We start from the raw sequence: 15,757 nt of genomic DNA, 5'->3' as shown, positions 1-15,757 counted from the left end.
TAGATTATAACATTTTATCATCATTAATGCTAATAACAATATCAGAAATCGAGTTTCTAAAAGAGGTAGTGAACTTGACACATAAATCTATATATCTAAATAGTTTCTTTATATCTTCTGTAGGTAAGTAGGACCACTATTTTGAAAACAGTCATAACCATATAACTTATGAAAAGAGATGCTAAAGTGGCACCCAAAAAGCCTAACAAACCAGGAAGATAAGCCGTCAACTGTAACCGAGTAAAAAAGACCAAAATCATAAGCCAAAAGTATTTTTTTCCAAACTTTAAATTCATTGCAACACTTGAAAAGCCACTCATAGGATAATCTTCGTTCTCCATGAGAAGCAGAGTCCAGGAACCAAGGAAAGCTTGGAGTAAGCATGTTAGGAAAAGAACACCATAACCGCCAGTTAATACCCCCATGGTTAATAAATATAATATATAGGGTACCAATAATAAAATAAATCCGATTGTATATAGGAAAAAGAGACCGAACTTGGTTATAAGCACCTTAAAAAAGAATTTTCGAATGCCTTTGAAGAAGATTTGAACAGTAGGTTTCTCACCATTCACTGAGCCAATAACAATACTGTTGATACCAAGATCCAAGGCCATAAAAATTAAACTGAAGATTAAGATTAGAAGTATAGTTATGGCAGCAATACTAATTAAAAAAGACCAATTGCTTTCATAAGAACTGATTGACATTATGGTACCCATAACAAAAAAGATAACAATAAAAAACATAACAAAACCAAGTACTAGCATAATCAGATTTGCGATTAAAGCAGGTAGGAAAAGGCCTTTATAACGATGACTAAGTGTTAGAGCTTCCTTTATGTCATCCATCAACTCATTAAAGCTTTTCATGGTTGCACCTCCTCATCTTGAATATCTTGAGTGGATAGGTCCATATAATCCGGGGCAGCTAGCTTCCATCCTTCATTGTAGAGAACGATAGTCGTCAATCCAAAGAAAATGTTAAAAAGCATTTGTATTAGTCCAGTTATAATGGTTCCGATGGTGATTAGAGTGGTTATACCAATAACAAAAATTTTTAGGATTTCGTAATTGAAAAAGCGATTCGAGAAGGGGTTAACTTGTATAGGAAAATCGGAAGGCATATCTTGAAAAAAAGTAGTTGCATTATTTGAAGCTTGGTAGAAGTTTGAACCACTACCGCTGCCACTAGAAGCAATGCTTGTCATGGCATTTCTGAAAACAACAAATGACATGGTAGGTATAAAATTAGATTTAGCAAATTGGTAGCTTTTTTTAAAGGCATTGCCAAGTGTACTGTCGTCTGACACCAAGGAAGCTTTCCATACCAGTAAAAAAGTACTGACTAGGATGGGAATCAAGGTGAAGCCTATAGTTAATGTTAGGATACCGGTAATAAGATAAGGTATAAGTGCTAGAATCCAAAATAAGAATATGAGAATATTACCACCTAAAAACTTTAGAAAGTAAGACCCAGTACCTGTTAAAAAATCGCCATCTGTAAGCGCGCCTTTGTATGCTCTGAAGAACATATGATAAAGTCCGGATTCTACATAAGTTGAGCCTAGAATCATAACCAAGAGCGTGATGAGCGTTAATAATAAAGGTATACCTTGGAACTCGGACCAAAAAAGACTTATAAATCGATTAAAGTCCATACTTGTAAGATGAATCATCTTGTCACCAATACTGAGCAAAGTGAAGGCACTGGTGATAATCAGAAGCCCTCGTATAACAAGAAAAATGATTTGCGGCTTGTAAAGCTGTTTGTTACTTAGATTCAATAGAAAAGCAATCTTGAAATAGTCAAAAAGCTTAAGAATTTTATTGAAATTATTACCTTTCATTTAATACTCCCTTCTAATATCTTTACGATTTAATAAACAATTCAATGTTCCTTATGTAGATTAGGCTAGTTTTCTAGTCAAGAGCTTGGGCATAATCTTAGAAAATTGAATATACAACAAAAGTAGTATAGCACACCAAAAAGAAAAAATGATGATAAAACTTACGTTTTAATCCAATTTTAAGAAAGTAAAAATTAAAAAAATGAAGTTTTTTAAAAACCCTACACCCGAGTTATAACAACAGTTTAGAAACTTGAACTATAAGCACGGGAGGACATCTCTCTTTACAAATATTTTGGATTATGCTACAATAAATGTTGTGCGGACAGACAACCTATATTCATAATGAGGTTGTTAGTTTGGTAAATGTATATGTTGAATATAATACATAAAAATAGGAGGATTATTATGAAGCGAGAAATATGGAAAAAAATAACCATGGTACTTATGAGTGCTGTGTTGGTTATAAGCTTAGGTGCTTGTGCCAGTGAACCGGAAAAAATTGTTATTGGAGAAGGCGACTGGGATAGCAATGCATTCCATGATCAAGTAGTTAAAGTCATTATAGAAGAGGGTTATGGCGTTGAAACAGAAGTCATTATTGCTGATACAGCGGTTATGATTTCGGGACTTAAAAACAAAACCATTGATTTGGCTTTGGAATTATGGGCGGACAATGTGCCAACATATCCGGAAGATATTGAAAATGGTGATTATGTAAAATTAGCCACTAACTTTGATGATAACGTCCAAGGTTTATATGTACCAGCGTATTTGGTTGAAGGCGATGATGCCTTACTACCGGATTTAAAATCTGTACAAGATTTACCGGACTACGTTGAATACTTTACGGATCCTGAAAATCCAGATATGGGTATCATCTATGGTGGACCAGAAGGTTGGTCAGCAACCGCGTTCCTTCATACTAAGATGGAAGCCTATGGCTTAGATGAATACTATAATTTTAAGACAATTGACTCAGGTGCAACATTGAATGCAACACTTGCATCTGCTTATGCAAAAGGTGAACCATGGTTAGGTTATAACTGGGAACCAACATGGGTTATGGGCTTGTTTGACTTGGTATTGCTAGAAGATACCCCATATTCTGCAGAAGATTTTGCAGACGGAATCGGATCATTCCCATCTGTGGACGTACAAGTTGTATCTACACCTGAATTTGTGGAGGCGTATCCAGAAATCACAGCGTTTCTAAAACAATATACAACCTCGTCACAATTAACAAGTGAAGCCCTTGCATATATGCAAGAAAACGAAGTTGAAGCAGATGTAGCCGCAAGATGGTTTCTTCAAGAAAAACAAGACATATGGGCAGGTTGGGTTACTGATGACGCTTTTGAAAAAGTTATGGCTACCATTCAATAAATTGTAATATATAATGTAACCGTAATATAGAAATCAAAAGATGGTGACATCTTTTGATTTCTATATTCTAAAGGAAAGTCCTACAAAAGCTTAAGTGTCAAGGATCTTTCTTGCCGAATTTGTAAACAAAATGCGATATAACCGCGTAGTTTTTGTTCTGATAAATAATTTTTATCTGCAAACATGGTTGGTTAAAGGGTCAAAACTAAGCTTCACTAAATTCACATACAATATATAGATTACGTTGACGCATTCATAACTATATATTGTATGCAAAAGTTCAACTATATAGTTTTGATAATCTAATCATACATGCCGATAAAAATTTTTTTATCGTAAAATAATATTGAACACTTCATGTGGCTTAGCCATTTTTATAAAAAGGAGTTGATTGTAACATGTTTAGTTTTCCAGAAGGATTACGTTTTCAAATCAGCGGTCCTATTGATGATTTTGTCAATTGGTTGCTGGTAAATTTAGGTGGTTTCTTTGATGCCATCACTCGGTTCATATTGACAATATTTAATGCAATTGAACTAACATTGAACATCATACCGTGGTGGCTGATGGTAATTGCCTTATTTTATGCAGGTTATAAATTATATAGTCTTAAGATGGGCATTGTGCTTTCAGCTATGTTGTTATCTATCGGATTTTTCGGCTTATGGGATATGATGCTGTACACCTTAGTAATTGTCATTATTTCAGTGTTGGTATCTCTAGTCTTAGGATTACCTCTGGGTATATTCATGGCAAAATCCAATCGAACCAAACAGATTATAATGCCGATACTTGATGCCATGCAAACTATGCCAAGCTTTGTATATCTATTACCAGCGGTTATGCTTTTCGGTTTTGGTAAAGTGCCGGCTGTATTTGCAACTACGACATATGCACTGCCGCCCCTTATCCGATTGACTTATCTTGGTATTTCTAATGTGGATAAAGAAGTTATTGAAGCGGGATTGTCCTTTGGTTCTACGCCAAAACAAATGTTAATGAAGATCGAATTACCACAAGCACTTTCAACCATTATGACCGGTGTGAATCAAACCACGATGATGGCTATGGCCATGGTTGTTATATCATCCATGATTGGAGCAGAAGGTATTGGTTTGCAAGTATTAATATCGATTCGTAGACTTGAAGTTGGACAAGGTTTTCAAGCAGGCTTAGGTATTGTTTTTTTAGCGATTATACTAGATCGCGTCTTGCAAGGGTTTGCCAACAGACTTAAGGAAACGGAGTGATGAATTATGGAAAATAAGAAAATTGAAATCAAGGATTTGACCTTGGTATTTGGAGATAAAAAAGAAGAAGCCCTTAAAATGCTAGAACAGGGTATTACGATACAAGAAATAAGAGAGAAGACAGGTACGGCTGTTGGTGTTAATGATATCAATATTGATATTGGTGAAGGCGAGATGTTTGTTATCGTTGGTCTGTCAGGAAGTGGAAAGTCCTCTTTGATACGGTGTATGAATATGCTGAATGTACCAACAAAAGGTCAATTACTGATTGATGGTGAGGACATAACCAAATACAATAAAGAACAACTGATGGATATGAGGCGTAACAAAGTGGCTATGGTATTTCAACATTTTGGTTTACTAAGTCATAGAACAGTTCTGAAAAATGTAGAATATGGTCTTGAAGTTCAAGGTGTTTCAGAAGAAGAAATAACCAAAAAAGCTATGGAAGCCATAGAACTTGTCGGACTTAAAGGCTGGGAAAATTATTTTCCGAGACAGTTAAGTGGTGGCATGAAGCAAAGAGTTGGTATTGCCAGAGCGTTGACGAATGAACCGGAGATTTTACTTATGGATGAACCTTTTGGTGCTTTGGATCCATTAATACGTAGAGAAATGCAATCTGAGCTCTTAAGTATGGAAGATTATATGGAAAAGACCATCGTGTTTATAACCCATGATATGAATGAAGCTTTTAAACTTGGAGATAGAATCGCCTTATTAAAGGATGGTGAATTGGTACAAATCGGACAACCAAAAGATTTCTTTGAAAATCCGGCCAATGACTATGTGAAAAGCTTTATTGAAGACGTGGATAAATCGAGAGTACTGAGAGTAAGAACAGTTATGCGTGAACCCTTTACACTCGCAAGAAAAGGTGAGTCAAGAGAAGCGGTCATTAAAAAACTGGAGGGCTTTGATAGAGAGTTTTGTTTTGTTGTTGATGAAGACAGAAAGCTGTTAGGGTATGTTGCCTATAAGGACTTGATTAAGTTGGATAAAAGCAATATTAATGAAGCCATTGTAACAGATGTAGAAAGCTTACATAGAAATGCTTATTTACATGAAGTATGGGGAAAGTTGGATAAGAGTAATTATGATGTTGCAATAACAGATAAAGCTGGCCGCTTAAGAGGTGTCATCAGTTATGAAGATGCCGTTAGTGCTCTAGCATAGACTTTACTAGAGAAGAAAAAGAGGGCCATTAAGTATCAGCTTTATCAGGAGGTCGAATACTGGTGTTGATAATTGTGGCAACAAGTATCCCCAGGGTTGTTTCTACAACCCTCAATAAAATATAGGTATTAATGGATTCGACACCAATATTAATCATTATAGTTAGATAAACAATACAAGCAATGGCAGCTGACCCACCTTTTTTGACCAAGGTGGTCAGATGGATGACCACGATGATACCTAAGATTAAAATGAGGGTGTTATTTGGTAAGAACCAAACAATTAAAGCACCAACACAAGCGCCAATTAAAGTGCCTAGGAACCGGTTGAGTCCAACACGTTTTGTGCTCTCTATAGAATTTTGAGTCGTGATAACAGCCGCAATACAAGCAAAAAAAGGAAGATCTGTATTCCAAAGGCGCCATATGATAATACAAAGGAAAACAGATAAAGCTGTTTTGAATGTTCGCATGCCAGGCATATATTTTTGAATGATATGCATAAGCAATCTCTCCTGTCTTGACTAGTTATAGCTCAAGTATACATGATTGAAAAGGATTTTTCTATAGCATAAGATTGACAGGTAAAGGTTGACTTAAATTAAATTTACTCTTTTTATAAAAGCCTCTTATATGTTATATTAAAAATGTATATATAAAAACCATGAGGTAAAGAAAATGCTAGAAGAATATAAGATTATAAAGATTCGAGAAACCAATCCCTGGATATACGTTGTTTTAGGCATTATTATCATGATGTGTTTAGGTACAGTATATTCGTGGAGTATTTTTAGGGCTTCTATTGAGACTTTGTTTGGCGTTAGTACCGTTCAAAGTGGTATGCCTTACATGTTCTCTTTAGCTTTTTATGCTTTTTCAATGTTGATTTCAGGTAAATACATTGATCGGTTTTCACCTAAGAGCATGATGTCTGTTGGCGGGTTGTTAGTGGGTATTGGTTGGTTTGCGTCCGGTTTTGCTACTAATATTTATATGTTAACACTAACTTACGGTATAATCATTGGAATTGGTGTTGGTATTATATACGGTGTGCCGATATCTGTAGTCGCAAAATGGTTTCCAAATAAAAAAGGTCTCGTAGTTGGGTTGGTATTAACAGGCTTTGGGTTATCACCCTTCATTACCGCACCAGCTGCAAAAGCTTTGATTGAAGGTTTTGGTGTTTTAAATGCTTTTAAGCTATTGGGCTTCATCTTTGCTATAATTATACCCATGCTGTCATGGTTTATAAAACCGCCGGAAAAACCTTTGATTTTGGTTAAGCAGAGTCACGAAGATCAAATCATGACAACTCAAGATATGATTAAACAAAAAAGTTTTAAAAACCTTTATATATGCTTTGTCTTAGGCACAATGATTGGCTTAACCATTATAGGTATGACCAATAGTATTGGCGTTGATCTTATTGGCTTATCAGTGTTAACGGCACCTTTATTCGTATCTGTTTTTGCAGTGTTTAACGGCGTTGGAAGACCACTATTTGGATGGTTAACAGATAAGCTTTCTTATAAAAAAGTAATGTTATTATCTTTTTCCCTAATTTTATCAAGTGCTGTCTTAATGCTTTTTGCCAAGGATGGCAGTGTATTTATTTATGCTATATCTTTTTCTATTTTCTGGATGAATTTAGGTGGCTGGCTTGCCATTGCACCAACATCGACGCTATTATTGTATGGTAGTACAAATTATAGTCAAAATTATGGTGTTGTATTTACAGCCTATGGTATTGGTGCTATAGCTGGTGTCTATGTTTCAGGTCTACTTTTTGACTATTTTAATCACCACAATGCGATATTTTATTTTATTATAAGTTTATGTGTTATTGGAATTGTTTTATCTCAAAGCATGCCTAAAGAATAATAAGAAAAAGACTGACCCTCTCGGTCTTTTTCTTATTATTGACAAAATACCACATTAGATTTATAATAAAGCTAGGTTAGCACTCGTCACTAGAGAGTGCTAACAATACCATTAAATCCATTGGGTTAAAGAAAGGAGGCGTCAAAATGAACATGGATAAATTTACACAAAAATCTTCTGAAAGCCTTGAGTGGGCACAAAAAATGGCTATTAAGCTTAATAATCAATATATTGAAGGTGAGCATCTTCACTACGGACTTATTGCAGTAAAGGATGGATTAGTATTGAAGGTACTTGCACATATGAATGTCAACATTAAGGCTTATGCTCATGACCTTGAGCAAATCATTGAACAAATTCCTAAAGTATCCGGTGAAGGCATTCAGATTTATGGATCCAGACGAATGAACCAACTCCTTCTTGTAGCGGAAGATGAAGCAAAAGCTTTTAAGGATGATTATATTAGTGTTGAACACATTTATATCGCTTTACTTAAGGAGAAGAACACACCATCATCAAAACTGTTTGAGAAATATAGCATTGACTTAGAAGGCTTTTTAAAGTCTCTTAAAGTACTTCGGCTGGATCAGAGAGTTACCAATCAGAACCCTGAATCGAGTTATGATGTACTGGAAAAATATGGACGTGATTTAGTTGTATTGGCTAGAGCGGGTAAATTGGATCCAGTGATTGGTAGAGACAGTGAAGTGCGAAGGTTGATTAGAATTTTATCCAGAAGGACAAAGAATAATCCTGTTTTAATTGGAGAACCAGGCGTGGGAAAGACAGCGGTTGTTGAAGGGTTGGCTCAAAGAATTCTTAATAACGATGTTCCGGAAGACTTAAAAAATAAAAAAGTTTATGCCTTAGATATGGGTGCACTGATTGCCGGAGCTAAATACCGTGGTGAATTTGAAGAAAGACTCAAAGGAGTACTAAATGAAATCAGTAAATCTAATGGGGAAATCATTCTTTTTATTGATGAGATTCACAACATCGTGGGTGCAGGTAAAACAGAAGGGGCTATGGATGCAGGCAATCTGCTGAAGCCGATGTTGGCAAGAGGAGAGCTACGATGTATTGGTGCAACGACACTGGATGAATACCGTAAGTATATTGAAAAAGATGCTGCACTTGAGAGAAGATTTCAACCAATTGTTATCAACCAACCTACAGTTGAAGATACGATTTCTATTTTACGAGGTTTGAAGGAACGGTTCGAGATTCACCATGGTGTGCATATAACAGATCAAGCATTGGTTGCTTGTGCCACTCTATCCCATAGATATATAACGGATCGTTTTCTTCCAGATAAAGCAATTGACCTTATGGATGAAGCAGCTTCAATGATTAGAACTGAAATTGATACGATGCCTGGTGAGTTAGATGAGATACTAAGAAAGCAGATGCAGTTAGAAATAGAAAAACAGGCGCTTATCAAAGAAAAAGATAAAGGCACAAGAGAGAGGCTAACGATTTTAGAAAATGAAATTGCAGTTTTAAAGGAAAAATCCCAAGCTATGAAAGCACAGTGGGAGCTTGAAAAGTCTGAGTTGATCAAAGAAAAAGAAATCAAGCAAGCCATCGAAGATATTAGGCGAGATATTGAAGAAGCAGAGCGAGTGTATGACTTAAGCAAACTGGCTGAACTAAAGTACGGCCGCTTACCGGAATTAGAAAAAAGACTTGTTCAGGAACAAAATAAAGAGGCCGTAACAACTATAAAAATGTTGAAAGAAGCGGTGACGGAAGATGAAATCAGTGAGATTGTATCTAAATGGACTGGCATACCTTTAAGCAAATTAAATGAGTCTGAAAAAGAAAAATTATTATACTTGGAAAGCAAGCTTCACGAAAGGGTCATTGGTCAAGAAGAAGCTGTTAGCGCTGTTAGTGATGCTATACTTCGAGCAAGAGCGGGTCTTAAAGATCCGAACAAACCAATTGGTTCATTTGTATTTTTGGGTCCAACAGGTGTAGGTAAGACAGAGCTTGCTAAAGCGTTGGCGGAGGCCTTGTTTGACAGTGAATCCAATATGGTTAGGATTGATATGAGTGAATATATGGAGCGCCACGCAGTAGCTAGGTTGATTGGTGCGCCGCCAGGTTACGTTGGTTATGAAGAAGGTGGTCAACTAACGGAAACGGTGCGAAGGAATCCATACTCAGTCATACTATTTGATGAAATCGAAAAAGCCCATGCTGAAGTTTTTAATGTGTTGCTTCAATTACTAGACGATGGTAGATTAACAGATAGCCAAGGTCGGACCGTTGATTTTAAAAACACAGTCATTATCATGACTTCCAATATCGGTAGCCAAATTCTTCTGGATGGGATCGATCATAAAGGTGACATAAATGAGAAGGCAAGAAAAGAGGTATTAGCGTTGATGCATCAATATTTTAAGCCAGAGCTATTAAACCGTTTAGATGAAGTTGTTCTTTTTACGCCATTACATTATAATCAGATAGCGGGCATTATTAACTTGATATTAAAGGATTTACAAAAAAGACTGGATGAGCGACATATTAAGATTAGCATGAGTGAACGGGCTATTCAGCAAGTAACCCATGAAGCATATAGCCCTCAGTTTGGTGCTAGACCTGTAAAACGTTTTATACAAAAACAAATAGAAACAAAACTAGGTAAAAAATTATTAGATGGGTCCATTCTAGAAGGAACAGACATACATATTGACTATGAAGATGGCGATTACATTTTTTTGACAGGTTAGGCTCGAACAAATATTAAACAACAAGAAGCGATGCCATATGGCATCGCTTCTTGTTGTTTAATATTTGTTCGAGTTATTTTCTATATTTGGATTGCATTTCTCTTAGAGTATTATCGATTTCAAGAGCGAGTCGATCAACTTGCGCCAGATAGTCTTCAGCGGATTTTTTATCACCGAGGTTATAAGCTTCAAGTGCTTTTTGTGCTAACTCATGCATTTTGTACCTAGGTTTATCAAGGATACGTATAAGGTTTTTAAGTGCAGGTTCTTTTGAACCAAAATTGGTAATCCATCGACCTAAACGACTATTATCAGCATTTGAAACGAGAGAGACATCAACTTGTGCATTACCAAGAATCATGTTATAAACACACCATCTCCAATTCAAACTGTCCGTAATAACAAGGTCTAAGGAATCGTACATATCAATGTTCGTGGCTTTTTGGATAATATTTTTTCTAAGATTATCGATTTCAAGAGATACGGTGAAGAAGCCTTGTCCAGTTCGAATACTATCTTCGTGAAGTGATTTGGTTTTTTCATTAATGACTTGAATAGATGAGGACACTTCTTCAGAAGAAGCAGTTTGTTGTTCAATGTTCATGTTAATTTGTTCCATGTTTGACTCGATTTTTTTGGAGGAATCTTCCACCTCTTCAAGGGCATTTAGTACTTGTGTTAAGGTTTCCTTACCTTTCAAAAAGGATTTACTGGCTTTTTCGATAGCACTGGTTGAACCTTGAATTTGTGTCCTGAGACTATTGACGCTCTCTTGAATAAAGCTGACAGACTCTTTAGTATGATCAGCTAACTTTTTGATTTCGTTTGCAACAACGGCAAATCCTTTACCACTATTTCCGGCTCTTGCTGCTTCAATTGAAGCATTTAGAGCAAGCAAGTTTGTTTGAGCGGCTACGGACATGATAATATTTACCATTTCATCAATTTTTTCTGTTTGCTCGTTCACGCGAATGATTTGTTCTTTGGCAACTTCAGTTTCTTTAAAACTATCTTCGATAGCTAACATACTGATATTCATTAATTCTTTACTATGGACAGATTTGGAATTGGAATCATGAGCAGATACAAGAGCTTTTCGAACAAAGGAAGCAATATCCTCAATGTTCGCAGCCATTTCTTCACTGGTTGCGGCTATAGTTTCCACCATATTGGCCTGTTCGTCCGCCTCATGAATCATTGAGCGAACAAAGTCCATCTTCATTAAGGTTTGAAGGAGTTGATTTACTTGTTTGATGAAAGTATTATGACTTGGACAATTAGAGCAAGCGACCATATTTAATCGATCTAGTAAGTTGTGATCTATATCCTTATACGAATGAGAAAAATTTTTTTGTTGACCGGATTTGATGGCTTCTAGTTCTTTGACCAATACATAAATATCTTCTTGTTCTTGTTTTGTGACATTGTTTTTAGGCTTTGATTTGAACATAATTATTCCCCCTATAAAATGAATTAATTACATTTTAACATTTATTATACTAATCTGCTATCTTTTTAATAAATATAACCCAATCTTTCTTATTTGGGTTTCATATCATACCATATATTCTATATTCAGCAATATAAAATAGCGTTTTTAAAATATCACCCTCTTTTGAAAATTTCCCAAGACCATAGCTAAATGAACAGTATATTTTTTATCAAGTGGTGATAGGTCAATAAATTCATCGCCTCGAGCGTGTTGTATAGATTATCATCAAAACTGAAAATGGCTTGAAATTCTAAGTTACCCTCACAATTCAAAAGCAGAATAGAACCAAATTTGGCTTTTGGACTGACCTCAATGGCTTTGGTTAGAACAATGGACATTAGTTCTTTTAGCCCATTAACTTGAATCATGGTATTGCTTAGCTCCAGCAAAATTCTTTTAGAACGGAGCATACGAACATGGTCATTTGAGCTTGTACTAAGCTCTTTTAGTTTTTGCTTGGTTAATAAGTCTTCATGCTTATTTAAGTGGGCAAATCTAAACAGAATAATAAGGATTATAAGGAAAGCTATAATCCAATCATAGAGTGAGGGCAGTAAACTTGGTGGAAACGTCACAATGATTGCTATAGTTATTATTTTTAGCCATTCCGTTTTTTTTGAAATCTATATTTTCTTTCATGTGATTAGACCTTATCTAAGAGCTTATAAGTTAGCACCTATAATCATTATAAACCATAATAAGAACGAGTAAATATGAAAATAATATTTCATGTCTTCATTTCATAAGAATGGACATTATTTTATAGGTTATTGCTTATTTTTTAAGGTACAATGTTATGACAGAGCATTACTTCAATAGCAATGCTTAAAACAGGAAAGCCGAAAAATGACGATAAGAAATTGTTTTTTAGGAGGATTATCTATGGAAAATATTATTAAAGTGTGGCATGAAATTTATGGTGATTTGTATGAGAATGCAAATCAAATGCTCGAACCGTTTCTTGAATCAATAGAAGCAATAAAAAAAGAGCATTTTTATCAAGATTATACATTAAATAAGACTTGGTACAAAGATGCAGTGGTCTACTCTACCTATGGTGATCTGTTTAATACAGATTTGAGAGGCCTAAAGGAAAAACTAGATTATATTCAAGACTTAGGTGCAAATTGTCTATGGTTATTGCCAATCTTAGAGTCACCTATGAAAGACGCCGGTTTTGATATATCGGACTATGAAAGTATACGAGCGTCATTACTTGGTCTGCCAGACGATGCTACATCAAAAGAGAAGAACACTGTTTTTAAAGACTTTATTGATGAAGCGCATAAAAAGGGCATTAAAGTTATTTTTGACATTGCTATGAATCACTGTTCAACAGAACATGAATGGTTTAAAGAAGCCAGAAAATCAGTGGATTCCCCTATGAGAGACTATTTCATTTGGTCAAAAGACACATCATTATACAAAGAGGCTAGGATAATTTTTAAGGGTATGTGTGAGAGCAATTGGGAACTAGATCCTGTTACAGGTGAGTATTATTTCCATCGTTTTTTTGAAATACAACCAGATCTTAATTATAGAAATCCTCAAGTACTGTTAAAAATGACGAATGCCTTAGTCAACTGGCAAATCAAAGGTGTAGATGGTTTTAGAGCGGATGCTGTACCATATATATGGAAGGAAGAAGGGACCATATGTGAAAATCTTCCAAAAACGCATAAAGTGGTTCAGTTTTTTAGAGCTGTTTTAGATTACCTGAAACCAGGAACACTCTTACTTGCAGAAGCATGTCAACCACCACAAGATGTTGTTGATTATTTTGGGAATGATAATGAGTGTAACGGTGCCTACCATTTCCCAGTTATGCCAAGAGTTTATAAGGCCATAGCAGAGGGGAAAAAAGACGCCATAGAAATGGTCCTTCATCCTAGCTTTACACCGGATATTCCAAAGGACAGTCAATGGTTTATGTTTTTAAGATGCCACGATGAATTGACCCTTGAAATGGTAAGCCCGGAAGAACGTAAGTTCATTTTTGAGTATTACGCTAAAGACCCTAGTTGGGATTTCAGACAAGGAGAAGGTATTTCAGCCAGATTAGCAGAACTGATGGACCAAAATCTTGATCGAATTCTACTTGCCAATTCCATTATGTTTACATTGCTTGGTACACCCATTGTTTTTTATGGTGATGAATTTGCAAAAGGCAATGATACAGATTATTATGACAAAATGTACAAAGAAACCGGCTATAAAGATACGAGATATCTTGGACGTGGCATCATAGATTGGCCCGATGTTGAATCAAAACTAGCAGATTCAGAGACTTTAGCATATAAAACCTATCAAGGTGTTAAGACAATGATTGAAACTAGAAACCGCTTTAAAGCCTTTGGACGTGGAGATAGAACTTTTATTGATATTCAAGATGAAAAAGGTGTGGTTAATAAAGGGATTTTAGCGTATAGAAGAACCTATGAAGATGAGTCCATTTTGGCATTACAAAACCTATCACAAAAAGAACAGCTCTTTTCTATAAAAGAACTGAATGGAATGAAACAAGATTTATTAGGTAATAAGATGGTTTGGCAGGGAGAAAAGCTAGTTATGCCTCCCTATGGTTATCATTGGTGCTAAGAACATCAACACTAGGCGAGTATTAGATTTAATCAGCTAGGAGCGGTTCGTATTTTTCTGCAATATCTAAAAAATGCTTAAAAATATGCTCTAAATCATAACCGAAGTCGGTTAATATATAACCGGACCTTAAGTGGTCACTTTCTTTGACGATGGCTTTTTTTTCAGAAAGCAATGACAGTTTTCGATTGAGTTCAGTATGGCTTAAGCCCTCTACCTGATTGAGTATGTCAGAGTAATTGGAGTACCCCATGGATATGGTCATGAGTATTTCAGGCACCCATCTTAGTTTCATGATGTCGTGTATTATTTCAAAACCTTGGTTTGTTGTTGTCATTATAACTCCTTTCTATTTAAGAACATATTTGTTTCTTTTTGTTTCTTATTATATAAGATATACTATGAATATAGCAAGTCAATCATGAATTGAAGGAGGAAAAAAATGAAATATATTGAGAAAATGAATGTGTACCTAGCGAATTTATCTGTTTGGAATGTTAAGCTTCATAATTTACACTGGAATGTAACGGGAATGCAATTTATGCCTTTACATCAATTTACGGAAGCAATGTATGATAAGACTTTTGCAGCCTACGATGATGTAGCAGAACATATTAAGATCAAAGGTTTTAAGCCATTGGTCAAAGTTAAGGATTACCTTGAAGTTGCGACAATAGAAGAATTAGATTATAAGGATTTTACTGCAAATGAAGTACTAGATTATGTTGGAAGTGATATTGAGCTGATGCGTGATTTTGCATTTGAAATTCGTAACCTAGCCGATGAAGAAAGCGATTTTACTGCGGTTGGCATGTTTGAAGATTATATAGCTGATTTCGAGAAGAACCTCTGGTTCCTTAGACAAATTAAAGGCTAATTATAAAGAAAAAAGCAAATGACGTGATTGTCATTTGCTTTTTTCTTGTTCTCTACGAGCGTGTCCAGCAAAGCCGGCCACTTGCAAGTCGGTGTAAGTCCGACTCACGAAATCGCCAAGGGACGTGATAGATATATGACCATGTATGGTTGAGAAGTGATGCATGAAGCGTCATGAAAATGGACCCAAGTGGTTCTATCAAAGGTAGAGACCATAACATAAAGTGAAACTAAAGGATGCAACGCTCTATCAAGACTTAAAGATAGTCATCAAGAAACTTAATCGGAAGATTGATGGATGGAGAAATTACTACGGTAAATCGCCAATAAGGGTACAATTTAGAATAGACAGATATATACTTAAACGTCGCATTAACTATTATGGAAATCTTTCATGCCGGAACAATTTGCTTTACGAAGCGAGGCGTAACCGCTTTGCTCTTAAATACAGTTGAACTTTCACATACTATATATAGTTATGAATGTATCAATGCAATCTATATGTTGTATGTTAT

The 15,757-nt window shown here is 35.5% G+C and carries 14 protein-coding genes; 8 read left to right on the top strand and 6 right to left on the bottom strand.

Annotation, left to right across the window (positions count from 1 at the left end):
• Positions 1–95 precede the first annotated feature (95 nt).
• On the bottom strand, positions 96–872 hold the full coding sequence (locus tag AC6F8J_RS12940) for a hypothetical protein (protein ID WP_500723847.1): 777 nt from the start codon (positions 870–872) through the stop codon (positions 96–98).
• Positions 869–1,849: a hypothetical protein gene (locus AC6F8J_RS12935; RefSeq protein ID WP_500723845.1), complete on the bottom strand. Its 981-nt coding sequence runs from the start codon at positions 1,847–1,849 to the stop codon at positions 869–871. The genes AC6F8J_RS12940 and AC6F8J_RS12935 overlap by 4 nt, the downstream gene beginning before the upstream one ends.
• Before the next feature lie 408 nt (positions 1,850–2,257).
• Here AC6F8J_RS12935 and AC6F8J_RS12930 point away from each other — a divergent pair, with 408 nt between their 5' ends.
• The 3 genes from AC6F8J_RS12930 (at position 2,258) to AC6F8J_RS12920 (ending at position 5,661) form a co-directional block, all read left to right on the top strand.
• Positions 2,258–3,235 (top strand): glycine betaine ABC transporter substrate-binding protein, encoded by a 978-nt coding sequence (locus AC6F8J_RS12930; protein WP_500723843.1) that lies wholly within the window; start codon positions 2,258–2,260, stop codon positions 3,233–3,235.
• 398 nt (positions 3,236–3,633) lie between these two features.
• Entirely contained in the window at positions 3,634–4,485 is an 852-nt protein-coding gene (locus AC6F8J_RS12925; protein ID WP_500723841.1) for an ABC transporter permease subunit, read from the top strand.
• Positions 4,486–4,491: 6 nt separating this feature from the next.
• A complete protein-coding gene (locus tag AC6F8J_RS12920) occupies positions 4,492–5,661 on the top strand; it encodes a betaine/proline/choline family ABC transporter ATP-binding protein (protein ID WP_500723839.1) in 1,170 nt (389 codons plus the stop codon).
• A 28-nt stretch (positions 5,662–5,689) separates the two neighbouring features.
• Here AC6F8J_RS12920 and AC6F8J_RS12915 read toward each other — a convergent pair whose 3' ends face one another.
• Positions 5,690–6,163, bottom strand: coding sequence for an aromatic acid exporter family protein (locus tag AC6F8J_RS12915; RefSeq protein WP_500723837.1), 474 nt, complete (start codon positions 6,161–6,163; stop codon positions 5,690–5,692).
• Between the two features lie 175 nt (positions 6,164–6,338).
• Here AC6F8J_RS12915 and AC6F8J_RS12910 point away from each other — a divergent pair, with 175 nt between their 5' ends.
• Positions 6,339–7,541 (top strand): L-lactate MFS transporter, encoded by a 1,203-nt coding sequence (locus AC6F8J_RS12910; protein ID WP_500723835.1) that lies wholly within the window; start codon positions 6,339–6,341, stop codon positions 7,539–7,541.
• 146 nt (positions 7,542–7,687) lie between these two features.
• On the top strand, positions 7,688–10,276 hold the full coding sequence (gene clpB / locus AC6F8J_RS12905; protein ID WP_500723833.1) for an ATP-dependent chaperone ClpB: 2,589 nt from the start codon (positions 7,688–7,690) through the stop codon (positions 10,274–10,276).
• Positions 10,277–10,349: 73 nt separating this feature from the next.
• Here clpB and AC6F8J_RS12900 read toward each other — a convergent pair whose 3' ends face one another.
• Positions 10,350–11,726 (bottom strand): methyl-accepting chemotaxis protein, encoded by a 1,377-nt coding sequence (locus tag AC6F8J_RS12900; protein WP_500723831.1) that lies wholly within the window; start codon positions 11,724–11,726, stop codon positions 10,350–10,352.
• Between the two features lie 188 nt (positions 11,727–11,914).
• A complete protein-coding gene (locus AC6F8J_RS12895; protein ID WP_500723830.1) occupies positions 11,915–12,343 on the bottom strand; it encodes a hypothetical protein in 429 nt (142 codons plus the stop codon).
• Positions 12,344–12,650: 307 nt separating this feature from the next.
• Here AC6F8J_RS12895 and AC6F8J_RS12890 point away from each other — a divergent pair, with 307 nt between their 5' ends.
• A complete protein-coding gene (locus AC6F8J_RS12890; RefSeq protein ID WP_500723828.1) occupies positions 12,651–14,366 on the top strand; it encodes an alpha-amylase family glycosyl hydrolase in 1,716 nt (571 codons plus the stop codon).
• Positions 14,367–14,394: 28 nt separating this feature from the next.
• Here the strand turns inward: AC6F8J_RS12890 and AC6F8J_RS12885 are convergent, their stop codons facing one another.
• Positions 14,395–14,703, bottom strand: a complete 309-nt coding sequence (locus AC6F8J_RS12885) for a winged helix-turn-helix transcriptional regulator (protein WP_500723826.1) — start codon at positions 14,701–14,703, stop codon at positions 14,395–14,397.
• Between the two features lie 105 nt (positions 14,704–14,808).
• On the opposite strand from AC6F8J_RS12885, the gene AC6F8J_RS12880 reads away from it, so the two are divergent.
• Together AC6F8J_RS12880 and AC6F8J_RS12875 are read left to right on the top strand one after the other, a co-directional pair.
• Positions 14,809–15,243, top strand: a complete 435-nt coding sequence (locus AC6F8J_RS12880) for a ferritin-like domain-containing protein (RefSeq protein ID WP_500723824.1) — start codon at positions 14,809–14,811, stop codon at positions 15,241–15,243.
• Between the two features lie 223 nt (positions 15,244–15,466).
• Positions 15,467–15,697: a group II intron maturase-specific domain-containing protein gene (locus AC6F8J_RS12875; protein ID WP_500723822.1), complete on the top strand. Its 231-nt coding sequence runs from the start codon at positions 15,467–15,469 to the stop codon at positions 15,695–15,697.
• Positions 15,698–15,757 lie beyond the last annotated feature (60 nt).

Source organism: Petrocella sp. (assembly GCF_059865615.1).
Note: the sequence above shows the minus strand (reverse complement) of the source record. Positions and strands in the feature narration are given on the sequence as shown.